This window comes from Aquabacterium sp., assembly GCF_021768455.1.
GTDB lineage: Bacteria > Pseudomonadota > Gammaproteobacteria > Burkholderiales > Burkholderiaceae_C > Aquabacterium.
Genome location: NZ_JAIZVX010000002.1, coordinates 1 through 23,493, shown reverse-complemented (window position 1 = coordinate 23,493; position 23,493 = coordinate 1). Strand labels below are relative to the sequence as shown.

Below are 23,493 nucleotides of genomic sequence, written 5' to 3'. Positions count from 1 at the left end.
CCGCATGGATTCCACTGCAGGCAGCCTGATGCTCATCGCGGCCCTGATCGCGGCCAGCGCCTTTTTCTCGATCTCCGAGCTGGCCGTGGCGGCCTCGCGCCGCATGCGCCTGCGCCAGATGGCCGACCAGGGCGACGTCCGCGCCGAGCGTGTGATGGCCGTGCAGGACGAGCCCGGCGACTACTTCACCGTCATCCAGATTGGCCAGAACTCGGTGGCCATTCTGGGCGGCATCGTGGGCGAGGGGGCTTTCTCGCCCGTGATCCGCTCGGTGCTGACCCAGCTGCCGTTCACCACCGAGCACGTCGAGACCTTCAGCGTCGCCGGCTCCTTCGTGCTGGTGACCAGCCTCTTCATCCTGCTGGCCGACCTCTTCCCCAAGCGCCTGGGCATGAACTCGCCCGAGCACGTGGCCGTGCGCGTGGTGGGCCCCATGCACGGTTTCCTGCTGCTGTTTCGGCCCATCGTCTGGTTCTTCAAGCGCCTGACCGACACGCTTTTCAAGGTGCTGGGCCTGCCTGACCAGCGCGACGACGCCATCACCCATCACGACATCCTGGCCATGGCCGAGGCGGGTGCCGAAGCCGGTGTGCTGGCAGGCGCCGAGCACCGCGTGATCGAGAACGTGATCGAACTCGACACGCGCCTCGTCACCAGCGCCATGACGGCCCGCGACAGCATCATCCACTTCCTGGTGGACGACAGCGAGGCCCTGATCCGTGCCCGCATCGAGCAGTACCCGCACTCCACCTACCTGGTCTGCGATGGCGACATCGACCACGTGCTGGGCTATGTGGATTCCAAATACCTGCTCAGCCGCGCGCTCAATGCCCAGCCCATCTCGCTGCGCGCCGAGGGCCTGATCAGCAAGGTGCTCAGCGTGCCCGACCGGCTCACCCTGTCGGAGGTGCTGTTGCAGTTCCGGCAGGCGCACGAAGACTTCGCCGTGATCGTCAATGAATACAGCCTGGTCGTGGGCATCATCACCATCAACGACGTGATGAGCACCGTCATGGGCAGCCTGGTCGCCCCACTTGACGAAGAACAGATCGTGCAGCGCGACGCCAATTCCTGGCTGATCGATGGCATCACCGCCATCCCCGACGTGCTGCGGGCCATCGACCTCGACAGCCTTCCACATCAAGGCGAGTACGAGACCCTGGCCGGCTTCCTCATGGTCATGCTGCGCCGCATTCCCAAGCGCACCGACACCGTGGTCTGGGGCGGCTTCCGCTTCGAGGTGATGGACGTCGACAGCTACAAGATCGACCAGGTGATGGTGACCCGCCTCAGCGAAGCCGAGGTTGAAGCCCTGGCGGCGGCAGCGCGCTCACATTGAGGCGTCGAGCAGGTCGAGGTAGTCCTGCGCGGAGGCCAGGCGCGGACCGGTCTTGTGGCAATGGTCCATCAGCGCGCCACTCACGATGCGATCGAACCAGTCGCGCTGCACACCCATCTCGGCCAGGCCCGAAGGCAGGCCCAGGCGCCGGTTCAGGGACTGGATCGCCCCCGGGATCTCTTCGGCCGTAGCCAGGCCCATGGCATGGGCCATGCGCTCCAGGCGGCGTTCTTTTTGAATGGACTCGGCTTCGGCGTTGAAGCGCACCACCGCGGGCAGGAACATCGCATTGAGCGTGCCATGGTGCAGGCGCGGGTTCACGCCGCCCAGGCTGTGGCTGAGGCTGTGCACCACGCCCAGGCCTTTCTGAAAGGCCATGGCCCCCTGCATCGAGGCGCTCATCATGTTGAGGCGGGCTTCCCGGTCGCTGCCATCCTGGGTGGCGCGTTCGATGTGGGCCCAGGCGCGCGCCAGGCCATCGAGCGCGATGCCATCGGCCGGTGGGTTGAAAGCCGGCGCCATGAAGGTTTCCATGCAATGCGCGATGGCGTCCATGCCCGTGGCGGCCGTGAGCGCCGCAGGCAGGCCCAGCGTCAACTCGGGATCGCAGATGGCGGCCTTGGGCATCAGGTGCCAGGAGTGGAAGCCCAGCTTGCGCCCATCGTCGACGATGACGATGGCCCCACGCGCCACCTCGCTGCCCGTGCCTGAGGTGGTCGGCACCGCGATCAGGGGCGCGACCGCTGCGGTGATCCTAGGTGATCCGCCCTCGATGGTGGCGTAGGTCGTCAGTGGCCCGGGGTGGGTGGCCATGATGGCCAGGCCCTTGGCCAGGTCGATGCTGGAGCCCCCGCCCACCGCGATGAGACCGTCGCATTCGCCGGCCTGCCAGATCGCATGGGCCGCACGCACCGAGGCCTCGGTCGGGTTGGGCGGCGTCTGGTCGAACACGGTCACGGGCCAGCCGGACAGGGCATCCAGGGCTTTCTGCAGCACGCCGGCCGCGCGCACGCCCGCATCGGTCACGATCAGCGGCCTGCGGATGCCGACCCGCTCGCACTCGGCCGCCAACCGGCCGATGGCCCCGAACGCAAACTGGATCTGGGTGAGATAGAGGATGGTGGACATGGCGACAGAGCGGCTTGAGCCGGAGGCAGGAGGGGACCTCAAAACTGTAGCCTGCAGGGCCGGAGGGCCACGTCAGGGACTCTCCTCGCTTCCCTGCCAGGGTGGCTCCTAGGGGGAAGCCCCAGGGCGAATGCACGTCAAAATGCACAACTGGCCCCCGGGTCACGGGGGAAACCCATTTTTTTGACGCGTGCGACGCGCTGCGCTGGTGGCGCCGTCGCATACCATTGCAACCGTTCATGAAACGGACGTTTGAAACGTCCGTAACGTGGGGAACACACACATGGCTGCACCAGCCCCTAACCGGCTTTCACCTGCTGACACCAAGACTCGCATCCTCGATGCGGCCGAGACGCTGTTCGTCTCCGGCGGCTTCGAATCGATGTCGATGCGACAGATCACCAGCGCAGCGGCCGTCAACCTCGCCGCGGTCAACTACCACTTCGGCAGCAAGGATGCGCTCATCCATGCCGTGCTCGCCCGCCAGCTCGACCCGCTGAACGAACAGCGACTGGCCATGCTGGACACCTTCGAAGCGGCCCTGGGCGACAAGCTCACCTGCGAACACGTGCTCGTGGCCCTGTTCCTGCCAGCGGTGCGCATCTTCCGCAGCGACGTGCCTTTCGCCGACCGCTACCTGCACTTCCTGGGCCGCTCCTACACCGACCCCTCCCCGGTGGTACGCGACTTCATCAACACGCACTACATCCAGATCCTCGGGCGTTTTTTCTCGGCCTTCCAGCGCACGCTGCCCGATCTGCACCGCCACGACCTGGGCTTCCGGCTGAACTTTGCCATGGGCGCGCTCTCCAGCATCCTGGCCGCGGGCAACACCCAGCGCGTGATCCGCGAGTTCACGCAGGACAGCGGCGACAACGAAGCCCTCATCCTGTCCCGCCTGGCCTCGTTGATGGTGGCCGCGCTCAAGGCGCCGCTTCCCGGTCCCGATCAGACCAACCTCTTCGATGCCATCGTCAACCTGCCGGGTGTGGCTGCGGTCGGGGCGACCTCGGCCGGCACGGCCAAGCTGGCGCTCAGCGAAGTCAGCAGCGCATGAGGGCCGGCATCGCCATCTCCTGACCCCCGGTGCCGCCTTCGGGCGACACCACCCCCAGCGGTGTGCCGGTTAGGCCCACCACGTCATCAACCGGCCTGAGGCGACTGTCCACGTCCCCTGGCCATCACACAGAGTGAGTCACATGTCCGACGGTTACCTTGATTTCGCCAACTCGCCCATGGGCGCCAAGCTCGTCAATGCACTGGGCCTGCCCAAGCCCATGCAGCTGGAGCGCTACAAGCCCGGTCAGCCTGTGATCAAGGGCTCTGTGCTCATCGGTGGAGGCGGTGAACCCCAGTTGTTGCCGGCCCTGGCCAGCGTGTTCAAGCGCATCGGCGCCCAGACCCTGGCCCACGACAAGCTGCCCCAGTGGGTGGCCGTGGCCAACAAGGAGGGCCTCACCACCGGCCGCTGGAACAACAACGGCCAGCCAGGGGAAAAGGTCAAGGCCCTGGTCTTCGACGCCACCGGTCTGGAGGACAGCACCCAGTCGGATGCGCTCTACTGGTTCTTCCACGATGCCGCCCGCTCGGTGCTGCCCTGCGGCCGCGTGGTCATCCTGGGTCGCCCGCCTGAGCAGTGCGCTTCACCCCGAAAGGCTGCCATCCAGCGCGCCCTGGAAGGCCTCAGCCGCTCGCTGGGCAAGGAACTCAAGAAGGGCATCAACGCCCAGCTGGTCTATGTGGAGGAGGGCGCCGAGGCCCACCTGGAATCCACGCTGCGTTTCCTGATCTCGCCGCGCTCGGCTTATGTTTCGGCCCAGGTGATCCGCGTGGGCAAGCTGGTGGGCGGCCTGCAGGAACCGGCCGACTGGGCCCAGTCCCTCGCGGGCAAGAAGGTACTGGTCACCGGGGCTTCGCGTGGCATTGGTGAGGCCATCGCCGAGGTCATGGCCCGTGAAGGTGCCCAGGTCATCTGCCTCGACGTGCCACAGGCCCAGGCCGGGCTGGATGCCGTCGCCAAGCGCCTGGGTGGCAGCGCCCTGGCCCTGGACATCGGTGCGCCAGACGCCCCTCAGAAGCTGGTTGACGCAGCCCGCGCCGACGGCGGTTGGGACGTGGTCGTGCACAACGCCGGCATCACCCGCGACAAGACCGTGGCCAACATGAAGGAGCACCTCTGGCAGCTCGTGGTCAACGTCAACCTGTCCACGCAGGAGCGCATCAACGAGGCCCTGGTGGCGTCCGGCGCGCTCAAGTCGGGCGGCCGCATCGTCTGCGTGTCGTCCATCTCGGGCGTGGCCGGCAACATGGGGCAGACCAACTACGCCGTTTCCAAGGCCGGTGTCATCGGCATGGTCCAGGCCAGCGCCCCGCTGTTCGCAGAAAAGGGCATCACCATCAACGCCGTGGCCCCGGGCTTCATTGAAACCGCCATGACGGCCGCCATCCCCTTTGCCATCCGCGAAGCAGGTCGCCGCATGAATTCCATGAGCCAGGGCGGCCAGCCGGTCGACGTGGCCGAGGCCATCGCCTGGTTTGCCAGCCCGGCGTCCAGTGGTGTCACGGGCAATGTGATCCGCGTGTGCGGGCAGAGCCTGATCGGCGCCTGAGCGCAGCCCTTGAACGAGATCGGTCCATGAAGATCATCGAAGTCAACAAGCTGCCCGGCGCCCTGGCGCTCAACCTGGGTGCGCTGCGCTCCAGCAGCAAGCGCCCGGGTGTGGTCGAGGCCTTGCCCGAGGTCACCTATGTCCGACCCAAGGTCCTCATCACCCAGAAAGACGTGGCGGCCTACGCCAAGGTCTGCGGCTTCTGCAAGGTGCACGGCGTGCCCATGCTGGTGCCGCACCTGTCGGCCTTCCCGCTGGCCATGATGCTGTTCGGGTCGCGTCGCTTCCCGTGGCCCGCCATGGGCCTGGTGCACCTGGCCAACAGCGCGACACTGCGCCAGCCCATCCAGGTGGGCGATGAGCTGCGCATCGAGATGCGCACCGGCGAGCTCTACGCCCACGAAAAGGGCCAGGCCTTCACTCTCCACGCTCGCGCACTGCGTGCCGGGGAGGTGGTCTGGGAAAGCACCTGGACCCTGCTGCGCCTGGGCGTGCGTCAGCCCAAGGGCGAGCCTTATGCCAGCGCCCTGGTCGACCCGACCCCGCTGTCGCACCAGGCCGATTTCTACGCCGGGGCCGGCATTGGCCGCAGCTACGGCCGCGTCTCGGGTGACATCAACCCCATCCACCTGTCGGCGCTCACGGCGCGCTTCCTGGGCTTCCGCAAGGCCATCGCCCATGGCATGTGGACCAAGGCCCGCGCGCTGGCCATGTTGCTGCCCCGCGAGGCCCTCAGCCAGGCCGAGGTGCTGGTCGAGTTCAAGACACCGCTCTACCTGCCGGCCCGCGCCTCGCTCTGGGCGGCCCGCAGCGAATCCGGTGCCCTGTTCGAGGTCCGCAACGCCAAGGGCGACAAGCCCCATCTGCGCGGCCGGGTGAGCTACTGAGCCACCCCGCAGCCCACGCCATCCCCGCACATTGAATCTGAAAGTCCCATCATGACCCACGTCCGTCGCGTCGCCATCCTGGGTGGCAACCGCATCCCCTTCGCCCGCTCCAACACCGCCTACAGCAACGTCTCCAACCAGGAGATGCTGACCGCCACCCTGCAGGGCCTGGCCGACCGCTTCAACCTGCATGGCGAACGCCTGGGCGACGTGGCCGCCGGCGCCGTGATGAAGCACAGCCGGGACTTCAACCTGGTGCGCGAATCCGTGCTGTCCACCACGCTCTCGCCCGAAACGCCGGCCTACGACCTGCAACAGGCTTGCGGCACCGGCCTGGAAGCCATCATGCTGGTGGGCAACAAGATCGCCCTGGGCCAGATCGAATCCGGCATCGGTGGCGGTGTGGACACCACTTCCGACGCCCCCATCGGCATCAACGAGAAGATGCGCAAGATCCTGATGGAAGCCAACCGCGCCAAGGGCACCATGGCCCAGCTCAAGGTGCTCAGCCAGATCCGCCCGAGCATGCTGGTCAAGCCGGCCATCCCCAAGAATGGCGAGCCGCGCACCGGCTTTTCCATGGGCGAGCACGCCGAGCTGATGGCGCGCGAGTGGGGCATCCCCCGCGAAGAGCAGGACCAGCTGGCCCTGGCCTCGCACACCAACCTGGCCCGTGCCTACAAGGAAGGCTTCCTGGCCGACCTCATCACCCCCTTCAAGGGCGTGAGCAAGGACAACAACCTGCGCGAAGGCATCACCATCGAGAAGCTGCGCTCGCTCAAGCCCTGCTTCGACAAGAAGGTCGCCCCCGGCCAGGGCACGCTCACACCGGCCAACTCCACCCCGCTGACCGATGGTGCCTCGGCCGTGCTGCTGGCCAGCGAAGAATGGGCGGCCGCACGCAAGCTGCCGGTGCAGGCCTACATCACGCACAGCGAAGTGGCCGCGGTCGACTTCTTCAACAAAAAGGAAGGCCTGCTGATGGCCCCGGCCTACGCCGTGCCGCGCATGCTGGCCCGTGCCGGCCTGACCCTGCAGGACTTCGATTTCTACGAGATCCACGAGGCCTTTGCCGCCCAGGTGCTGTGCACCCTCAAGGCCTGGGAAGACCCGGTCTACTGCAAGGAAAAACTGGGGCTCGACAAACCCCTGGGCGCCATCGACCGTCGCAAGCTCAACGTCAACGGCAGCTCGCTGGCCGCGGGCCACCCCTTTGCCGCCACCGGCGGGCGCATTGTGGCGTCGCTGGCCAAGATGCTGGCCCAGAAGGGCTCGGGTCGTGGCCTGATCTCGATCTGCGCAGCGGGGGGGCAGGGCGTGGTCGCCATCCTGGAACGCTGAGCCCCACCGTACCTCGCCCACAGCCTGCAGACTGCACCGACCTGCCGCCTCGCCTCGAGCCAGGCAGGCCTTGAAGGAGACACACATGAGCCACAACGCCGCAGCCGCCATCCCGTCCGGCCAGTCCATCGTCAACCCCGATGGCAGCACCCGCCGCATCTGGCTGTCGTCCTACGTGAAGGGCGTGCCGCACGACATCGACGTCCACAAGTACAGCTCGCTGAGCCAGTACTTTGACGAGTGCGTGAACAAGTTCCGCAACCGCCCTGGCTTCGTCAGCATCGGCACCGAGATGTCCTATGACCGCCTCGACCGCCTGGTGCGCACCTTCGCGGCCTGGCTGCAAACCCAGGGTGTGAAAAAGGGCGACCGCGTGGCCATCATGCTGCCCAACACCTTCCAGTACCCGGTGGTGTTGTTTGCGGTCCTGCGCATCGGTGCGGTGGTGGTCAACGTCAACCCGCTCTACACGGCGCGCGAGCTCAACCACCAGCTCAAAGACAGCGGCGCTGAAACCATCATCGTGATGGAAACCTTCGCCAAGACCCTGCAGGACGCCATGGCCGGTACCGCGGTCAAGCGCATCGTGCTGACCCAGATCGGCGACCTGCTGTCCGACGGCTGGCTCAACCTCAAGGGGCGGGCGCTCAACTTCGCGCTGCGCCATGTGCAGAAAATGGTGCCCGAGTACAAGCTGCCCGGCGCCATCTGGATCCGTGATGCGCTCCAGGCCGCCTCGCCGCAGCAGCTCAAACCCGTGGCCGTCACCGCAGACGACCTGGCCTTCCTGCAGTACACAGGGGGCACCACTGGCGTGGCCAAGGGTGCCATGCTCACGCACCGCAATGTGCTGTCCAACTGCCAGCAGGCCCTGGCCTTTGCCGAAGGCCAGCTCACGGGCGAAACCGAAACCGTGGTCACGCCGCTGCCGCTGTATCACATCTTCTCGCTGACCGTGAACTGCCTGATCTTCATGGCACTGGGCGGTCGCAACATCCTGATCGCCAACCCGCGCGACACCAAGCGCGTCATGATGATCCTGAAGAACGAGCATTTCAGCGGGATCACCTGCGTCAACACACTGTATTCGTCCTTCCTGGACGACCCCGAGTTCCGAAAGCGCGACTTCTCCAAGCTCAAGCTTTCGATCGCAGGCGGCATGGCCCTGCAGCGCTCGATCGCAGAGCGCTGGAAGGAGGTCACAGGCAACGCCATCGTGGAGGGCTATGGCCTGACCGAGTGCTCGCCCATCGTCACCCAGGCCCCGGTCGACATCTCCAAGCCGGGCCCCACCTTCACCGGGTCCATCGGGGTGCCCTTGCCCTCCACGGAGGTGCGTAACCGCCGTGACGACGGCTCCTGGGCCGACATCGGCGAGCCGGGTGAGCTTTGCGTGCGGGGCCCCCAGGTCATGAAGGGCTACTGGAACCGCCCTGAAGCCACCGCCGAGGTGATCGACCAGGACGGCTGGCTGGCCACTGGCGACATCGCCGTGATGGACGAGCTCGGTTTCCTGAAGATCGTCGATCGCAAGAAGGACATGATCCTGGTCTCGGGCTTCAACGTCTACCCCAACGAGATCGAAGACGTGATCGCCATGCACCCCGACGTCAAGGAAGTGGCCGCCGTGGGTGTGCCCGACGAGGTGGCCGGCGAGCGCGTGAAGGTCATCATCGTGCCGCGCGCGCCCACGCTGACCAAGGAAGCCGTGATCGAACACTGCCGCAAGAGCCTGACCGGCTACAAGATCCCGCGCATCGTGGAATTCCGCAACGAAGAGCTGCCCAAGACCCCCGTGGGCAAGATCCTGCGGCGCGAGTTGCGCTAACCTTGCCTGCATGAGCCGCCCCGACGAATTCAGCTTCATCCACCGTTTGCGTGTCCGCTGGGCCGAGGTCGACGCCCAGCAGGTGGTCTTCAACGCTCACTACCTGAGCTACCTCGACGCGGCCATGTCCGACTACTGGCGTGAAGTGGGCCTGCCCTACCCGGAAGGCCTGCTGCATGTGCAGGGCGACCTCTACATGCGCGCCAACAGCATGCAGTACCACGCGCCCGCCCGGCTCGATGACTGGCTGGAGGTGGGCGTGCGCTGCGAGCGCATCGGCAACTCTTCTCTCACCATGGCCTGGGCCGTGTGGGCACAGGGACGACTGATCGTCAGCGGCGAGGCCGTCTACGTGCTGACCAGCCTGGCGGACCGCCAACCCATGCGTGTGCCCGACAGCCTGCGCGCCCAGATCGAAGCCCATGCCAGCGAACGGCCCGTGCATTCCGTTCGGGCGGGCTCGTGGGACGAAGTCGGCGAGGCCGCCCGGGTCGTGCGCAAGGCCGTGTTCGTCGGCGAGCAGGGCATCCCCGAATCCGAAGAGTGGGACGAGGACGATGCCGAGGCGGTGCACGTCGTGGCCTGCAACCTCGCAGGATTGCCGCTGGCCACAGGACGCCTGATCCACGTTGGGCAGGCGAACGGCGCGGCCAAGGTGGGCCGCATGGCGGTGCTGCGCAGCAGCCGCGGTGTGGGACTGGGCCAGTTGATGCTGGAGACCCTGCTGGAACAGGCCCGTGCCCGGCAGATCCAGCAGATCGCCTTGCATGCGCAGGTCAGCGCCCAGGGGTTCTACACCCGCCTGGGCTTCCGGGCCGAAGGCCCCGTTTTCGACGAAGTCGGCATCCCGCACCAGCGCATGACGCTCACACTCTGATCCAGGCCTGCCCAAACGACGCAGCCTGGCGGAAGGCCGAGGTCAGATGGTGCCGAGGGGCTTGACCTTGTTCGGCTTGATGAGGCTGCGGGCTCGGGGCCGCGGCGTGGTGCCTGTGGCAGCCAGGGCGTGGTGGGCGTCTTCCGATACCTCGCTGCTCTCGAACGCATCTTCGTGGCGCAATGCGGCCGGCGGCAGGGTGGCACCGAGGCGGGCCACCTCGGTGGGGTCCATGGTGTGCCGAGGGGGCCAGTTCTTCAGCGTCACGCGCCGCAGGAGGGCCATGCCGGCCTTGCCCGTGAAGCTGCGCTCCATCACGTGCGTGACCAGGCGCTTGTTGACCCGCTCGGTGATGACCAGGGTCGAACAACGTGTACCGTAGCGCCCATCTTCCGAACGGATGAACGCCGACGAGAGCAGGCGCTCCCATTCCATGCTCACGCCGGTATGGGGCAGGAGTTTGTCCTCTGGCTGGCTGGGATCGGCCAAGGCTTCAAACAGGCTGTTGGCCAGCTCGTCGGCCGTGGCCGAACTGGGGATGGCAACCTTCATCCTGGCCTTGAGGGCCTGAACCTTGGGCCAAGGCGTGTTGAGCACGGCGTTGGACAGGCCAAAGATGCCCTTGTCGATGCGCTGTGGATAGAGGTTGCGGTTGTTGATCCAGAAGCACTCACCCTGAGCGAAGTCCAGCGCCAGCAGGTTGAAGCCGTTGTAGCCAGACATCGCCAGACGGGGCCACAGCATCTGCATCGGCACATCGCCTTTGAGCCACTGGGGCACCACCAGACCGCGCGAGGGGGCCTCGTCGTCCTGCTCCTTGGGGTTGCGCACATTGGTGACCAGACCCAGACGACCTTGCGCGGTCAGGCCCAGCCAGGTGCCGCCAGCCTGCAGATCGCGACCGCCCAGGATGGCCGGGCCACCGCCTTCGGGCTCCCACCATCCCAGCCGGGCGGAGGGGCGGTCCATGAACTCGTCACGGTTGGCGGCCAACACAAAGGGAAAACGGCTGCTTTGATCAAGCGCCAACGCGACCAGGCACATGGTACGACCTCAATCCATCCTGGCCACGGGCGTGGCCTCCATTGACACGAACACCTCGACGTGGCGATGCCCCATCCCCCATGCAGACAGGTCTGCCGCCGCATCGGCCAGCGCCTCTTCGCAGGCGGCGCTCACGCCCTGCGGGTGTGCGTAGACCTCCATCCAGGTGAGTTCGGCGGCATCCGCGGGGCCATCTGCCCGGCGCAGCAATTGGCTCTGCAGGCCAGGAAAGGCCTCGTTCAGGGTGGCCTGCATGGCCCGCACCCGAGCCTGCAAGGCAAGGGTCTGTCCCATGGGCACGCGGTAATAGACGTAAAGGGCTCGCCCGGGCCTCTGGGGCTCAGGCGAAACAGGGGAGGGGAGGGGCGCGGCCAACATCAGGGTGAAGCCTAACGCAAGGCCTGGTCAGCCTGCGTCGCGCGCCCCGTGTTCACGGGGCAAACGCGTCAGATGGCCGTTAAGGATTTCTCTCAGTCGGCCGATTCGGCACTGGGCAGGTCGTAGGGCAGGCTGCCCAGGGTGAGGGCCACCCCATCCGCAGAACCTGCAAACAAGGCCGAACCCACTGCAGCCAACTTGAGTTCGATCAGGGCGCTGCTGGGCCCGCCGTCCACCGGCAAACCGGCCGAGGGCGATGCCGTCGGCATGGGCGCGGTGTTGATCACCAGGCCGGCAGGCTGGGCCGGATCCGCGGCGCTGAACACTTCCTGTCCCGGTTGCAGCGCCTGCGCCGCGTGAACGACAAAAGCGCGGCGCTTGGTCGTGCCCCGATACTGGCTGCGCGCCACCACTTCCTGGCCCGGATAGCAGCCCTTCTTGAAGTTCACGCCACCGATCAGTTCGAAATTCACCATCTGCGGCACGAACTGATCGACCGTCGTGGCCTCGATGCGTGGCACGCCACTCATCACATCCAGCCAGCGCCAGGCGGCCTCGGGCAAGGCGGGCAGGGCGCCCGTCACCGTGGCGGCCTCCGACGCCGGCCCAACCCAGACCCAGCGGGCCACACCCTGTACATCCGGCAGGCGCAGCACCTGCCCACCTGCATGGGCACGGGCCTGCCAGGGCTCGCTGCCTGCCGCTTCACCCAGCCAGCCCTGGGCCACCTCGCCCACCAGCCCCACCACGTTCAGCGTGGCCGAGGCGTCGCTCAGGACAGCCTTGGCGCGCAACACAAACATCTGCAGGCGCTTGAGCAGGCCAGGCAGCACCTGGCGATCGGTCAGCAGCCAGAAGGTTTCAGGCTCAGGGCGCAAGGTGACCATGCTGGCGAGCATCCGCCCCTTGGCCGAACAGTAGGCGGCCAGGCGACCTTCGGTGGCGGCCTGCCCCTTGGTGTCCTGGCTCAACTGGCCATGGAGGAAGGTGGCGGCATCGGCACCTTGGGCCTGCAGCACACCCAGGTCGGACACAAGCAGGGCACCGCCCCACGACTTTGCTTCTGGAAGTTGGATCTGGCTCATGGAGGTCATTATCATCACGCCCGTCATGCATGAACCACATCACCGGGTGTATCCCACTTCCTTTGTGCGGCAAGCCGGTGGCGTGCTGCGTCCCTTGCTCGGTCTGCTGGCCATCGCCTTGCTGGGCGCGGCCGCCAGCGTTGCATGGTGGCTGCACCAGCCCTTGAGCCTGCGCACCCCGGTGGTCGACGTGTCCATCGAAACCGGCAGCACGCCGCGCGATGTGGCCCGAGAATGGGTCGATGCCGGGGTCGAGACCTCGCCCTGGTTGCTGTACCAGTGGTTCCGTGTCTCCGGACAATCGCGCCAGCTCAAGGCCGGCAGCTATGAACTGTCGGCCGGGGCCACCCCGCGCGACCTGCTGCGCATGATGGTGCGTGGCGATGCCAGCCTCGCGACCGTCCGGCTGATCGAGGGCTGGACCTTCAAGCGCTTCCGCGCCGAACTGGCCCAGGCCGAAGGCCTCAAGGCCGACACCGCAGGACTGAGCGACGCCGAGATCATGGCCCGGTTGGGCCTGCAGGGTGTGCCGGCCGAGGGCCACTTCTTTCCCGACACCTATTCCTACGCCAAAGGCAGCAGCGATCTGGCGGTGATGAAGCGCGCCATGCAGGCCATGGTCAAACAGCTGGATGCGGCCTGGGCACAGCGCCAGAGCAACCTGCCCCTGTCTACGCCACAAGACGCCCTGGTGCTCGCCTCCATCGTCGAAAAGGAAACAGGCCAGGAAAGCGACCGCCCGCTGATCGCGGCCGTGTTCACCAACCGCCTGCGCATCGGCATGCCGCTGCAGACCGATCCCACCGTGATTTACGGCGTGGGCGATGCCTTCGATGGCAACCTGCGCAAGAGCCATCTGCAGACGGACACGCCCTGGAACACGTACACCCGCCGAGGCCTGCCCCCCACGCCGATCGCCATGCCGGGCAAGGCCGCCTTGCTGGCCGCGGTCAACCCTGCGCCCAGCAAGGCCCTGTATTTCGTCGCGCGCGGCGATGGCAGCAGTGCCTTCAGCACCACATTGGCTGAGCATAATCGGGCCGTGAACCTGTACCAACGCGGCGTCAGCAACGCCAGAAAGAGCCCATGAGCCCCACCGGCCGCTTCATTACCTTCGAAGGCATCGACGGCGCGGGCAAGACCACCCACCTGGATGCGCTCGAGCAGGCCTGGCGGCAGGCCGGCCACGAAGTGGTGCGCACCCGCGAGCCCGGAGGCACGCCGCTGGCCGAGAAGCTCCGCGGGCTCTTTCTGCACGACGCCATGGACCCGCTCACCGAGGCCCTGCTGGTCTTCGCCGGCCGACGCGACCACCTTCAGCAGGTGATCGAACCGGCCCTGGCCCGTGGTGCCTGGGTGCTGTGCGACCGCTTCACCGATGCAACCTTCGCCTACCAGGGGGGAGGCCGGGGCTTTGACCTCAACGTGCTGGGCACGCTCGAACACTGGGTGCAGGCCGGTCGCCAGCCCGACCTGACGCTGCTGTTTGACCTGCCACCCGCCGTCGCCGCGGCCCGCCTGAGTGCCGCACGCCAGCCGGATCGATTCGAAGCCCAGGACCAGGCCTTCTTCGAACGCGTGCGCGCCACCTACCTGGCGCGCCGCGCCGCCCAGCCCGAGCGTTTCGTGCTGATCGACGCCGCCCGCTCCCCCGCAGACGTGGCCGAGCAGATCCGCCTGGCCATGGTCGAGCGAGGCCTGGCATGAGCGCCCGCGACGAACAGGGCCCCCGCGCGCCGCTGTGGCCCTGGCTGCAACCGGCCTTGCAAGGCGCCCTTGACCAGCTCAACAGCCACGCGGTGCTGCTGCATGGTGCCCCGGGCATCGGCCAGTTCGAATTCGGGCTGGCGCTGGCACGTGCCTGGTTGTGCGAAGCGCAGCCTGCTGGATCGGCCTTCCGCCCCGCATGCGGGCTCTGTGCCAGTTGCCACCTGATCGACGCCGGTTCTCACCCTGACCTGAAGGTCGTGCTGCCCGAGGCCCTTCAGGCCTCCCTGGGATGGCAGGCGGGCGGGAGCGAAGAAGGCGAGGGGGGCGACAAGGCCGAGAAATCTTCGGGCAAGGGCAAGAAGCTCAGCCAGGAGATCAAGGTCGAGGCCATCCGCGCCGTGGTCCAGTTTTCGCAGAACACCGCTTCACGCGGCCGGGCCAAGGTGGTGTTGCTGCACCCGGCCGAGCGCATGAACCTCGTGGCCGCCAACACCCTGCTCAAGACCCTGGAAGAGCCGCCGGGCCAGGTTCGTTTCGTGCTGAGCGGGTCGGCACTGGACGAACTCCTGCCCACCGTGCGCAGCCGGTGCCAGGCCTGGCGCCTGCCCTGGCCGGAAGAGGCCGCTGCGGCGAGCTGGCTGGCCGATGCGGTCGAGGGCCTGTCGCAAACCGATGCCCAGGTGCTGCTGTCGGCCGCGGGTGGCCAGCCGCTCACGGCCAGAGAGCGCCATGAACTGGGCCTGGACGCCCGCTACTGGCCCATGATCCCCAAGGACCTGGTGCAAGGCAATGCCACCGCCCTGACCAGCTGGCCCTTGCCCTTGGTCGTCGAGACCCTGCAGAAGCTCTGCCACGACCTGGCCTGCACGGCCGTGGGCGCGGCGCCGCGCTACTTTCCGGCCAGCAGCCTGCCCAAACCGCCTCACCTCGATCGGCTGACGCTCTGGTCGCAAGAGCTGCGCAAGCTGAGCCGGCACGCCGAGCACCCCTGGAACGCCGGACTCAAGGTCGAGACCCTGCTGCTGCAGGCCCGCGCCGTGATGGCGCCCAAGGTGAGCCGACCGCGCTGAGCCTGGGCGATCGATCGCACATGTGGGCGAGTGGCCCCTCCGAATCGGGGGTGTGACAGTGCGTAAAGACCCGTTGGAGTGAGCGCTATTTCACGCCGTGGGGCCCAATGCAGGCCTTACACTTTCCCCACGATGAGTGATTTTCAGACGACGGCATTGCCCTCTGCCTTTGCGCCCTCGGGCCCGGGGCGGCTGAGCCCCGGCCTCGGGGCCTTGGGAGCCGGTGTGCCGGGATCGCCAGCACGCCCCAGCGTTATCCAGCTCGTCTTCCGCGAAAAGGGCGCGCTGTACGCTGCCTACATCCCAGCCTTCACCGATGGGGGTCTGTTTGTGCCCACAACGCGCGAATACACCCTGGGCGACGACATCTACCTGCTGCTCTCTTTGCCAGAAGACCCGCAGCGTTACCCTGTGGCGGGCAAGATCGCCTGGATCACCCCGGCCAATGCGTCGGGGGGCCGCACACAAGGCGTGGGGGTTCGTTTCCCCGCAGACGACAAGACCCGACTGCTGCGCGTGAAGATCGAGCAGATCCTGGGCACCAACATCTCGTCGAGCAAGCCCACACAGACACTTTGAGGCAAGATCATGGGTTGGCTGCGCCCTGCAGCCCCTTGCGCCCAGGTCACGTCCCCATGTTTGTCGATTCCCACTGCCACCTCAATTTCCCTCAGTACGCCGAGCAACTCGACCAGATCCGCGCCGAGATGCACGAAGCCGGTGTCGACCGGGCACTGTGCATCAGCACCACGCTGGAAGAGTTCCCGGAAGTCCACGCCCTGGCCACCCGCTACGACAACTTCTGGGCCACGGTGGGCGTGCACCCCGACAACGAAGGCATCCAGGAACCCACGGTGGCCGATCTGGTGGAAAGGGCCGCTTTGCCACGCGTGGTGGGCATCGGCGAGACCGGCCTGGATTACTACCGCTTGGGCGACCGCACCGTGGCCGACATGGCCTGGCAGCGTGAGCGCTTTCGTGTGCACATCGAGGCCGCCCGACAAACCGCGCTGCCGCTGGTGATCCATACCCGCCAGGCCAGCGACGACACCCTGGCCATCCTGCGTGAAAGCGGGCAAGGGCAGGTGGGCGGCGTCTTCCACTGCTTCACCGAAACCGAAGCCGTGGCCCGTGCAGCCCTCGACCTGGGCTTCTACATTTCGTTCTCGGGCATCCTCACCTTCAAGAACGCTGCCGACCTGCGCGACGTCGCCCGCTTCGTGCCGCTCGATCGCTGTCTGATCGAAACCGACAGCCCCTACCTGGCGCCAGCGCCGCACCGGGGCAAAACGAACTCACCGGCCTATGTGGCCCTGGTGGCGCAACTGATGGCCGAACTCAAAGGCGTCGACCTGGCCGAGCTGGGCCGCATCACGTCGGCCAACTTCGAGGATTTGTTCTCGGGTGTGCGGGCCGCCTGAGGGTTTGAACGCACCATTGCGCCAACCCTTGTCAGACAATTTCTGACAGGCGGTCTGGCGCTTTGGCGACTACCGCCTTCGGCCCGTGAAGCCTACGATGACTTCCATCGACATTCACTTTTCACACCGGAGGCAGCATGCAGAAGCAAGGTCTTTACGCCAATCCTTTTGCCTTGATGATGGACCCGCAAGCGGTTCTCAAGGCCATGGAAGGCTCCGAGCGCCTGAACCGACTGCACAGCCGCGTGTGCCGCCCGCTGGACAAACCGCTGATCCCCATGGTCAACGGTGAAGAAGACGGCGAAGGCGAGTCGATGCCCCCGCGGGACCGCGCTCAATCCTGAACACACTGGCTTGCGGCTCAGTGCGATGTGACCCGCCCGATGGCGGGTCTTTTTTTGGGGACGGCTCAGCGCACCGCCTGCTGCCAACCCGCCTCGATGCGACGCCCCAGACGGGCGAGGCCCAGGCACATGAGGGCGTAAATGGCCGCGATGAAGAGGTAGCCTTCGAAATAGAAGGGACGCCAGTCGGCATCGCCCCCCAAGGCCAGGCCGAGTGAGCCCGTGAGTTCGTGCAGGCTGACCACCATGACCAGCGAGGTGTCTTTCAACAGCCCGATCGTGTGGCTGACGAGGGCCGGCAGCACCGCCCGCAAGGCTTGTGGCAAGACCACCTTCAGCTGGATGCGCCAGCCCGTGAGGCCCAGCACTTGGGCAGCCTCGACCTGTTCGGCAGGCACCGTCTGCAAACCGGCACGCACCAGTTCAGCCAGGTAGGCCGCAGAAAACAGGCTGAGCGTGGCCAGCACACGCCCAAACAGGCTGGGCTGGGCATCGGCCGGGAAGAGGGCGGGCAGCATGAAGGCCGCCATGAAGAGCAAGGTGACCAGAGGCACCCCGCGCACCGTCTCGATGAACACCGTGCAGGGCAGACTCAAGCCAGCGTGTGGCGAGCGCCGGCCCAAGGCCAGCAAGATGCCCAGCGGGAGCGACAACACCAGACTGGCCACGGCCAGCACCAGGGTCAGGGGCAAGCCGCCCCATTGCGACACGGGCACGCTTTCCAGCCCCGCAAAGCCGCCTCGCATCAGCCCCAGGCTGCCCAGCAGCCAGCAGAGCCCGAGGAACCAGGCCGCGCGCGATGACAGGCGCCAGCCTCGAGGGGCCCAAACCGAGCCAAACGCCACACAGGCGAAGGCGCCCGTGAGTGCCAAGGCGGTCAAAGGCCGCCACTGCGCTTCATGGGGGTAGGCGCCCAGCACCATGGGTCGAAATTTCTCGGCAACCACACCCCAGCAGGCCCCAGCGTGGTCGAGTGACTGGCACGCGAGCAGATCGGGCTGAAACACGGCCTTCAGCACGGCCCAGTTGAACACCTGCCAGCCCAACCATGCGAGCAGCACGCCAGCCAGCACCGTGACGGCCCACTTCACTGCTGCCAAGCCAGCCCCTTTCATGCCACGCCTTTCAGGGCCTGCCGGCGGTTGAACCAGTTCATGAAGGCCGAAGTCAGCAGCGACAGGCTGAGGTAGACCGACATCATCACCAGCACGCAGGCCACGGCCTGACCCGTCTGGTTCAATGCCGTGTTGCCAACCGAGACCAGATCGGGGTAGCCCACGGCCACCGCCAACGACGAGTTCTTGATGAGGTTGAGGTACTGGTTGGTAGCGGCCGGCACGATGGCGCGCAGCGCCTGGGGCAGCACGATCCGGCACAAGGCCTGCCAGCGGGTCGCCCCCAGCGTTTCAGCGGCCTCCAGCAGGGAGGGGGGCACGGCCTCCAGCCCACCACGGATCACCTCGGCCAGGAAGGCCGCGGTGTACAGCGTGAGCGACAGGCAGACCGCCAGGTACTCGGGCGTGAGGGCGGCGCCGCCATCGATGTTGAAGCCGCCTTGAACCGGCCAGTTCCAGAATCCCTGGCCAGAAGGTTGGCTCAGCCAGGCATCGGGCCATGGAAAGGCCAGGCCACCTTTGCTCAGCCACACGCCGGGCAGCAAGGGCAGCGCCTGGCTGGAATCCGGCAGCCACTCGATCAGCAGGAAATAGACCACCAGCAACTGCACCAGCAAAGGCACGTTGCGCAGGGTGTCGACGAAAGCGCCCCCCGCCCAGCGCAACGGCGCACTGCGGGCGCGGCGCGCCAGGGCCACGGCCGTGGCCAGCAACGTGGCCAGGAGCAAGGCAGGCAAGGCCACCCTCAGGGTGTTGCCCAGGCCGACCAGCATGGCGCGCCACAGGGGCTGGGTCGCGTCAAAGGCCAGCAGGCCGGTCTCGCCGATGTCAAAGCCGGCGGGCTGCTGCAGGAACTCGAACATCGTGGGCGCGGGGCCTCGGGGTCAGCGCACGGGTGGCGCGTAGATCAGACCACCCTGATTCCAGAGCCTGTTCGCGCCACGGGGCAACTTCAGCGGTGATTGCGCACCCACATTGCGCTCGAACACCTCGCCATAGTTGCCCACGGCCTGGATGGCCTTGAGCGCCCAGGTCTTCTCCAGCCCCAGCAGCTTGCCCATGTCTTCACCCGAGCCCAGCAGACGCTGGATCGCCGGGTCTTCACTGACTTTGAGCTTGTCGGCATTGGCCTGGGTGATGCCGAGTTCTTCGGCGTTCTGCAGGGCAAAGACCGTCCACTTGACGATGGCGAACCAGTCGTCGTCACCGCGTTTGACCACCGGGCCCAGGGGCTCTTTGGAGATGATGTCCGGAAGGATCACGTAGTCGTCGGGCTTGCTGGCTTCCTTGTTGCGGATGGTGGACAAGGCCGATGCGTCGGTGCTGAAGGCCTGGCAACGGCCAGCGAAAAACGCCTTGAAAGCCGCTTCAAAGCCGTCGAACACCACGGGCTTGATGTTGAGCTTCGCCGTGCGGGAGAAATCGGAGAGGTTCTTTTCGTTGATGGTGCCGGCCTGGGTGCAGACCTGTGCGCCCTTGAGTTGCCTTGCGCTGGTGACCTTGAGCTTTTTGGGCACCAGGAAGCCCTGGCCATCGAAATAGGTGATGGCGGTGAAGTTCAGGCCCAAGGAGGCATCGCGGGTCAGCGTCCAGGAGCTGTTGCGTGAGAGCACGTCGATCTGGCCGGACTGCAGGGCCGTGAAGCGCTGCTGGGCGTTGAGCGAGACGAAGCTGACCTTGTTGGGATCGCCCAGCACGGCCGCTGCGATGGCACGGCAGACGTCAACGTCCAGCCCTTGCCAGCGCCCCTGGGCATCGGGCGCCGAGAAGCCGGCCACGCCATTGGTCACACCGCACTGGACCTGCCCACGCTGGCGCACGGCGTCGAGCGTTTTGCCGGCCTGGGCCTGCATGGCGGCCAGACCGAGGACGACAGACAACAATGGGCGGATCAAGGTGCGCATGGTGCGAGGCGGGTGTGACGTGACGCGAAGGGTCAAGCATACGTGAGGACGCACACCCGGCGCCGAGCGAGGGGCTTGCTTTCTTCGCGCAGCAATCCGCATTAATAACTTGCTACGATGTATAAAACGCATCGGTACCCTGTGCGGCGGGCGAATCGCTCGAAACCCCAATAGACAGTGAAGAAGCGGGCGCCGGGATGGCGTCCAACGTGCGCGGCGTTTTGTCCGATCGGTCGCCATCATCGGGGCCATCGGGAGGGATGCCGAGGGCATCGCCCAGGATCGCGGCAGAGGCCAGAAGCACGGCGCGGGATGCGTCATCTTTGGCCCGTTCGGCGGCAAGGCAAACAAGCACATACCGGGCATCAAGACCGGCAAGCGCGGCGATTTTTAGGGCGCGTTCGTCGTCCGGCGTGCGGCCGTGTCTGTAGTTCCAAAGGGCGCTATCTGTGACACCCAGCACGCGGGCAAGACGGTATTCCGACGTGATGCCCTGGGCGCGTTTCGCGGCGTCGAGCAGCTTTGCAGTAGTAAGCATGAGATCCCCCGATCTGTGATACCAAAACGATACGTGTAAACACCATGAAGCGATACCCCTAACAGGGTGTGAAGCACAAAAACGCACGAATTGCAACCCCATGTGTCAGCGCCGACACATTGCACAACGGCCCGTGAAATAGCACCACGACCCGTTTATGCTTCGCCCCTGTGCCGGGCAGCCCTGGACGATCCCCCCCAAACAGCAGGGGCCCGGCACACCTACCAAGGGCACCGGGGGGAAGGGATCAAGCATGAAGCACACCACAAAGATCGAAGCGGGCTCCGTCGTGAGCGAAAACCTGGGCGCCTATGTGGTGCTCCAACTGGTGAGCCCCTGCGGCAAGGGTCTGGAAGTGCGACTTGACCCCGAGCAGGCCGACGTGATCGGCTTCGCCCTGGTGCATCAAGCGGCCCACGCTGACGAATTCCGGGACCGTGCCGGTCTGCAAGGCAAGGCCCAGGCGGGCGCTGTCGTCACGTTCTGACCCAGGCGGCACGCCATGCGGCCCACCACGGACCAAGAGCGGCACGCCATCGGCGGCGCCGATCTGCGCGCCCAGGCTGACGCCCAGGGGGTGAGCATCGCCCAGCTTTTGCGGAGCCGAAACCCGGCTTTGTTGTCCAAGTGGGAAAAGACGTGGCAGGGGCTTGACGAGCGGGTGAAACTCGCGCTTGTCTCGCTGGCCGTGCCCGAGGTCGAAGCCGTGCCCCTGCGGTTTGAGGCGTTCACCTGGGAACAAAAGTGCCGAGTGGGCGCCATGTTCGTCCTGTTCGGCCGTGAGTGTGCCGGATGGGATGCGGGGATGTTGCCATGAGCAGGCGCCGCAACCTGTCGCCCCTTCAGCGTGAGCGGGCGCGGGCGAACTGGCTGGACACTGGCCCGGATCGCCTCAAGATCAACCGTTTCAACCATGCGGCCACCCTGGGCACCCGTGCCACGGTGGCCGAGGTCGCCCAGGCCGTCGCGCAAATCGCGGCCACCCAGGCGGCCAACCGTGCGCGGCCTGTCGAGCCATCCATGCGCGGGCGCGAATTGCGCGAACTGGCACGCCAGCGGGCCGACATGATGCCCCAGGCCGTCGAGCGGATCACCACCCAGGCGGCGGCCGAGGTCGCGGGCCTGGAAGACCCCGAGCGCACCATTTACCACCGTGAGCGGTTTTTCGCGCTGCTGGCCGATGTGCTGGCGCCCCTGGATGCGCGGCCCTTTGTCGACACCCTGCAAGACCTGGGCGGCATCATCGCCCGCGTGTCCTGCGCCTACTGGTGGCGGCGCCAACTGACGCGGGCGGCCATCGCAAAGCGTGAGGCGGCAGGCCGTGAGGCGTCCGAGGTCTGCGCAAAGCGGCGGCAACCCTACGTCACTCACGACACCGTGCACCGGATGTTGGAGCAAGACGAGCGCAACCGGGCCACCCTGGAAGGGACCGAGCTCGAAAACGCGGACGGCCAAGTGTTCAACCTGGGCGAACTGGCGGCCAAGAGCACCGCCAACCCGGCTATCCGTCGCGGCGAACTGATGACCCGCATCAAGGGATGCGAAGCATGGGCCGATGAAGCGGGCTGGCTGGGCATTTTCACCACGCACACCACCCCGAGCCGGTACCACGCCACCAAGCACAACGGGCGCCCCAATCCCAATTGGGAGGCGGCCGGCCGTCCGACGATCAAGGACGGGCAGCAATGGCTGTGCAAGACCTGGGCGCGGGCGCGTTCGGCTTTGCAGCGGCGCGGCCTGGGCGTGTTCGGCTTTCGGGTGGCCGAGCCGCACCAAGACGGCACCCCCCATTGGCACGCAATGCTATGGGTCGAGCCCAGCGCGGCCGAGCGTGAGGGCATCGCGGGTTCGATGCCTGGGAATGCCTGCAAGGCGGCGGCCCTGCTGCGGGCTTACTGGCTGGCCGACTCGGGCGACGAGAGCGGCGCAGCGGAGCACCGTTTCAAGGCCGTGGCGTTGAACCCAGGCGGCGCGGCGGGCTACTGCGCAAAGTACATCAGCAAGGGCATCGACGGGCACGGCGCCACCCTGGACGAAGGCCACCACGACGAGGAAGACGGGGCCAAGATCGTGATGGAGCAGGGGCAGCTTTACGAGGGCGCCACCCGCGTGCGTTTCTGGGCGCGTGCCCACCACATCCGGCAGTTTCAGGCCATCGGGCAACCCCCGGTCACGGCATGGCGCGAACTGCGCCGGGTCGAAGCGGCGGCGCTGCAATTCGCCCCCGAGGGTCTGCGGCTGGCCTGGGATGCCACCAACAAGACGGCCGAGGGCGGCGCGGATTGGGGCCTGTACCTGACAGCCCAAGGCGGCGCGGCATCGGGGCGCGGCTACGCCTACGCGGTCGCCACCGAGAAGCGCGAAGTGGTCGGCCGGTACGAAACCGCCACCCAGGCGAAGCACGTGGGCGTGCTGGACAAGGCGGCGGGCTTTGTGGCGCGTAGCAGCCGCAAGGAATGGAAGGCACGCGGCACATGGAGCCCCGAGCAACGAGAGCAGGCCCGAGCGCGGGCATTTGAGTGGAGCGCCTGCGGCGCTTCACTCCCTCGGACCCGTGTCAATAACTGTACGCAAGACAAGGGGCCGACGAGGCCCCAAGCCCCCCGAGCCGTCCACTGTGACGGCCTGCGGGGGGTTGATCGGTTCGCCCCGTGGCTGCGAGAGGCCACGGGGGAGCACCAAACACCACCACCACACCACCACCATGAGCCAATCTAAGGAAGTGCTGGGGCACATCGACTGCCCCACTTGCGGAGCCGTGCGCGGCCTGCGCGGGCCAGGGCCGCATCAAGCGCAACAAGACGCTGGAAGTGAAGATCCCGGTCGGCATCGACAACGGCATGCGCATCCGCTCGTCCGGCAACGGCGAACCGGG

The 23,493-nt window shown here is 66.6% G+C and carries 24 protein-coding genes and 1 pseudogene; 17 read left to right on the top strand and 8 right to left on the bottom strand.

What is annotated here, in order from left to right:
• Window positions 1-4 precede the first annotated feature (4 nt).
• Complete coding sequence (locus QZ994_RS00505; RefSeq protein WP_290866773.1) at window positions 5-1,339, top strand: hemolysin family protein; 1,335 nt, start codon at window positions 5-7, stop codon at window positions 1,337-1,339.
• Here QZ994_RS00505 and QZ994_RS00500 read toward each other — a convergent pair.
• A complete protein-coding gene (locus QZ994_RS00500; RefSeq protein WP_290866770.1) occupies window positions 1,331-2,467 on the bottom strand; it encodes an iron-containing alcohol dehydrogenase in 1,137 nt (378 codons plus the stop codon). The two genes, QZ994_RS00505 and QZ994_RS00500, sit on opposite strands and share 9 nt — an antisense overlap.
• Before the next feature lie 283 nt (window positions 2,468-2,750).
• Here QZ994_RS00500 and QZ994_RS00495 point away from each other — a divergent pair, with 283 nt between their 5' ends.
• The 6 genes from QZ994_RS00495 to QZ994_RS00470 all read left to right on the top strand — a co-directional run bounded on the left by QZ994_RS00495 (window position 2,751) and on the right by QZ994_RS00470 (window position 10,009).
• The gene (locus QZ994_RS00495; RefSeq protein WP_290866767.1) at window positions 2,751-3,524 is read left to right on the top strand and encodes a TetR/AcrR family transcriptional regulator; all 774 of its coding nucleotides are present in this window, start codon (window positions 2,751-2,753) and stop codon (window positions 3,522-3,524) included.
• A 142-nt stretch (window positions 3,525-3,666) separates the two neighbouring features.
• Window positions 3,667-5,076, top strand: coding sequence for a 3-oxoacyl-ACP reductase (locus QZ994_RS00490; RefSeq protein ID WP_290866764.1), 1,410 nt, complete (start codon window positions 3,667-3,669; stop codon window positions 5,074-5,076).
• A gap of 26 nt (window positions 5,077-5,102) precedes the next feature.
• Window positions 5,103-5,963: a MaoC/PaaZ C-terminal domain-containing protein gene (locus QZ994_RS00485; protein ID WP_290866761.1), complete on the top strand. Its 861-nt coding sequence runs from the start codon at window positions 5,103-5,105 to the stop codon at window positions 5,961-5,963.
• Between the two features lie 51 nt (window positions 5,964-6,014).
• On the top strand, window positions 6,015-7,304 hold the full coding sequence (locus QZ994_RS00480) for an acetyl-CoA C-acetyltransferase (protein ID WP_290866757.1): 1,290 nt from the start codon (window positions 6,015-6,017) through the stop codon (window positions 7,302-7,304).
• Window positions 7,305-7,389: 85 nt separating this feature from the next.
• Window positions 7,390-9,132 (top strand): AMP-binding protein, encoded by a 1,743-nt coding sequence (locus tag QZ994_RS00475; RefSeq protein ID WP_290866754.1) that lies wholly within the window; start codon window positions 7,390-7,392, stop codon window positions 9,130-9,132.
• A 10-nt stretch (window positions 9,133-9,142) separates the two neighbouring features.
• The gene (locus tag QZ994_RS00470; RefSeq protein WP_290866751.1) at window positions 9,143-10,009 is read left to right on the top strand and encodes a YbgC/FadM family acyl-CoA thioesterase; all 867 of its coding nucleotides are present in this window, start codon (window positions 9,143-9,145) and stop codon (window positions 10,007-10,009) included.
• Window positions 10,010-10,051: 42 nt separating this feature from the next.
• Here the strand turns inward: QZ994_RS00470 and QZ994_RS00465 are convergent, their stop codons facing one another.
• The 3 genes from QZ994_RS00465 to QZ994_RS00455 all read right to left on the bottom strand — a co-directional run bounded on the left by QZ994_RS00465 (window position 10,052) and on the right by QZ994_RS00455 (window position 12,516).
• Window positions 10,052-11,053, bottom strand: a complete 1,002-nt coding sequence (locus tag QZ994_RS00465; protein WP_290866748.1) for an NRDE family protein — start codon at window positions 11,051-11,053, stop codon at window positions 10,052-10,054.
• A 9-nt stretch (window positions 11,054-11,062) separates the two neighbouring features.
• Window positions 11,063-11,431 carry a DUF4936 family protein gene (locus QZ994_RS00460; RefSeq protein WP_290866745.1) on the bottom strand — a complete coding sequence of 123 codons (369 nt, stop codon included), beginning with the start codon at window positions 11,429-11,431 and terminating at the stop codon, window positions 11,063-11,065.
• Between the two features lie 92 nt (window positions 11,432-11,523).
• On the bottom strand, window positions 11,524-12,516 hold the full coding sequence (locus tag QZ994_RS00455; RefSeq protein WP_290866742.1) for a folate-binding protein: 993 nt from the start codon (window positions 12,514-12,516) through the stop codon (window positions 11,524-11,526).
• Between the two features lie 25 nt (window positions 12,517-12,541).
• Between QZ994_RS00455 and mltG the strand changes: the two genes are divergently transcribed.
• The 6 genes from mltG to QZ994_RS00425 all read left to right on the top strand — a co-directional run bounded on the left by mltG (window position 12,542) and on the right by QZ994_RS00425 (window position 17,061).
• On the top strand, window positions 12,542-13,606 hold the full coding sequence (gene mltG / locus QZ994_RS00450; protein ID WP_290866739.1) for an endolytic transglycosylase MltG: 1,065 nt from the start codon (window positions 12,542-12,544) through the stop codon (window positions 13,604-13,606).
• A complete protein-coding gene (gene tmk / locus QZ994_RS00445) occupies window positions 13,603-14,223 on the top strand; it encodes a dTMP kinase (protein ID WP_290866736.1) in 621 nt (206 codons plus the stop codon). Before mltG ends, tmk begins: the two co-directional genes overlap by 4 nt.
• The gene (locus QZ994_RS00440) at window positions 14,220-15,296 is read left to right on the top strand and encodes a DNA polymerase III subunit delta' (RefSeq protein WP_290866733.1); all 1,077 of its coding nucleotides are present in this window, start codon (window positions 14,220-14,222) and stop codon (window positions 15,294-15,296) included. Before tmk ends, QZ994_RS00440 begins: the two co-directional genes overlap by 4 nt.
• Before the next feature lie 132 nt (window positions 15,297-15,428).
• Window positions 15,429-15,875: a PilZ domain-containing protein gene (locus QZ994_RS00435; protein WP_290866730.1), complete on the top strand. Its 447-nt coding sequence runs from the start codon at window positions 15,429-15,431 to the stop codon at window positions 15,873-15,875.
• A 56-nt stretch (window positions 15,876-15,931) separates the two neighbouring features.
• A complete protein-coding gene (locus QZ994_RS00430) occupies window positions 15,932-16,717 on the top strand; it encodes a TatD family hydrolase (protein WP_290866726.1) in 786 nt (261 codons plus the stop codon).
• A gap of 137 nt (window positions 16,718-16,854) precedes the next feature.
• Window positions 16,855-17,061, top strand: coding sequence for a hypothetical protein (locus QZ994_RS00425; protein WP_290866723.1), 207 nt, complete (start codon window positions 16,855-16,857; stop codon window positions 17,059-17,061).
• Between the two features lie 65 nt (window positions 17,062-17,126).
• Here the strand turns inward: QZ994_RS00425 and QZ994_RS00420 are convergent, their stop codons facing one another.
• The 4 genes from QZ994_RS00420 to QZ994_RS00405 all read right to left on the bottom strand — a co-directional run bounded on the left by QZ994_RS00420 (window position 17,127) and on the right by QZ994_RS00405 (window position 20,618).
• Window positions 17,127-18,152 carry an amino acid ABC transporter permease gene (locus QZ994_RS00420; RefSeq protein WP_290866885.1) on the bottom strand — a complete coding sequence of 342 codons (1,026 nt, stop codon included), beginning with the start codon at window positions 18,150-18,152 and terminating at the stop codon, window positions 17,127-17,129.
• A gap of 20 nt (window positions 18,153-18,172) precedes the next feature.
• Complete coding sequence (locus tag QZ994_RS00415; protein ID WP_290866720.1) at window positions 18,173-19,039, bottom strand: ABC transporter permease subunit; 867 nt, start codon at window positions 19,037-19,039, stop codon at window positions 18,173-18,175.
• 21 nt (window positions 19,040-19,060) lie between these two features.
• Entirely contained in the window at window positions 19,061-20,080 is a 1,020-nt protein-coding gene (locus tag QZ994_RS00410; protein ID WP_290866717.1) for an amino acid ABC transporter substrate-binding protein, read from the bottom strand.
• 112 nt (window positions 20,081-20,192) lie between these two features.
• On the bottom strand, window positions 20,193-20,618 hold the full coding sequence (locus QZ994_RS00405; RefSeq protein WP_290866713.1) for a hypothetical protein: 426 nt from the start codon (window positions 20,616-20,618) through the stop codon (window positions 20,193-20,195).
• A 253-nt stretch (window positions 20,619-20,871) separates the two neighbouring features.
• Here QZ994_RS00405 and QZ994_RS00400 point away from each other — a divergent pair, with 253 nt between their 5' ends.
• The 4 genes and pseudogenes from QZ994_RS00400 to QZ994_RS00385 all read left to right on the top strand — a co-directional run.
• On the top strand, window positions 20,872-21,105 hold the full coding sequence (locus tag QZ994_RS00400; RefSeq protein WP_290866710.1) for a hypothetical protein: 234 nt from the start codon (window positions 20,872-20,874) through the stop codon (window positions 21,103-21,105).
• A gap of 15 nt (window positions 21,106-21,120) precedes the next feature.
• A complete protein-coding gene (locus QZ994_RS00395; RefSeq protein WP_290866707.1) occupies window positions 21,121-21,435 on the top strand; it encodes a hypothetical protein in 315 nt (104 codons plus the stop codon).
• 125 nt (window positions 21,436-21,560) lie between these two features.
• Window positions 21,561-23,336, top strand: coding sequence for a replication endonuclease (locus tag QZ994_RS00390; protein WP_290866703.1), 1,776 nt, complete (start codon window positions 21,561-21,563; stop codon window positions 23,334-23,336).
• 29 nt (window positions 23,337-23,365) lie between these two features.
• Window positions 23,366-23,493 (top strand): annotated as a pseudogene (locus QZ994_RS00385) (molecular chaperone DnaJ); the annotation flags it as partial.

Excerpts from the sequence above, each read along its gene's own strand:
- QZ994_RS00435 (WP_290866730.1), top strand. The coding sequence starts at position 15,429 with ATGAGTGATTTTCAGACGACGGCATTGCCCTCTGCCTTTGCGCCCTCG.
- QZ994_RS00415 (WP_290866720.1), bottom strand. The coding sequence starts at position 19,039 with ATGTTCGAGTTCCTGCAGCAGCCCGCCGGCTTTGACATCGGCGAGACC.
- QZ994_RS00480 (WP_290866757.1), top strand. The coding sequence starts at position 6,015 with ATGACCCACGTCCGTCGCGTCGCCATCCTGGGTGGCAACCGCATCCCC.
- tmk (WP_290866736.1), top strand. The coding sequence starts at position 13,603 with ATGAGCCCCACCGGCCGCTTCATTACCTTCGAAGGCATCGACGGCGCG.
- QZ994_RS00455 (WP_290866742.1), bottom strand. The coding sequence starts at position 12,516 with ATGAGCCAGATCCAACTTCCAGAAGCAAAGTCGTGGGGCGGTGCCCTG.
- QZ994_RS00440 (WP_290866733.1), top strand. The coding sequence starts at position 14,220 with ATGAGCGCCCGCGACGAACAGGGCCCCCGCGCGCCGCTGTGGCCCTGG.
- QZ994_RS00485 (WP_290866761.1), top strand. The coding sequence starts at position 5,103 with ATGAAGATCATCGAAGTCAACAAGCTGCCCGGCGCCCTGGCGCTCAAC.
- QZ994_RS00460 (WP_290866745.1), bottom strand. The coding sequence starts at position 11,431 with ATGTTGGCCGCGCCCCTCCCCTCCCCTGTTTCGCCTGAGCCCCAGAGG.
- QZ994_RS00475 (WP_290866754.1), top strand. The coding sequence starts at position 7,390 with ATGAGCCACAACGCCGCAGCCGCCATCCCGTCCGGCCAGTCCATCGTC.
- QZ994_RS00495 (WP_290866767.1), top strand. The coding sequence starts at position 2,751 with ATGGCTGCACCAGCCCCTAACCGGCTTTCACCTGCTGACACCAAGACT.
- mltG (WP_290866739.1), top strand. The coding sequence starts at position 12,542 with ATGCATGAACCACATCACCGGGTGTATCCCACTTCCTTTGTGCGGCAA.
- QZ994_RS00405 (WP_290866713.1), bottom strand. The coding sequence starts at position 20,618 with ATGCTTACTACTGCAAAGCTGCTCGACGCCGCGAAACGCGCCCAGGGC.
- QZ994_RS00465 (WP_290866748.1), bottom strand. The coding sequence starts at position 11,053 with ATGTGCCTGGTCGCGTTGGCGCTTGATCAAAGCAGCCGTTTTCCCTTT.
- QZ994_RS00430 (WP_290866726.1), top strand. The coding sequence starts at position 15,932 with ATGTTTGTCGATTCCCACTGCCACCTCAATTTCCCTCAGTACGCCGAG.
- QZ994_RS00425 (WP_290866723.1), top strand. The coding sequence starts at position 16,855 with ATGCAGAAGCAAGGTCTTTACGCCAATCCTTTTGCCTTGATGATGGAC.
- QZ994_RS00395 (WP_290866707.1), top strand. The coding sequence starts at position 21,121 with ATGCGGCCCACCACGGACCAAGAGCGGCACGCCATCGGCGGCGCCGAT.
- QZ994_RS00400 (WP_290866710.1), top strand. The coding sequence starts at position 20,872 with ATGAAGCACACCACAAAGATCGAAGCGGGCTCCGTCGTGAGCGAAAAC.
- QZ994_RS00470 (WP_290866751.1), top strand. The coding sequence starts at position 9,143 with ATGAGCCGCCCCGACGAATTCAGCTTCATCCACCGTTTGCGTGTCCGC.
- QZ994_RS00410 (WP_290866717.1), bottom strand. The coding sequence starts at position 20,080 with ATGCGCACCTTGATCCGCCCATTGTTGTCTGTCGTCCTCGGTCTGGCC.
- QZ994_RS00500 (WP_290866770.1), bottom strand. The coding sequence starts at position 2,467 with ATGTCCACCATCCTCTATCTCACCCAGATCCAGTTTGCGTTCGGGGCC.
- QZ994_RS00490 (WP_290866764.1), top strand. The coding sequence starts at position 3,667 with ATGTCCGACGGTTACCTTGATTTCGCCAACTCGCCCATGGGCGCCAAG.
- QZ994_RS00505 (WP_290866773.1), top strand. The coding sequence starts at position 5 with ATGGATTCCACTGCAGGCAGCCTGATGCTCATCGCGGCCCTGATCGCG.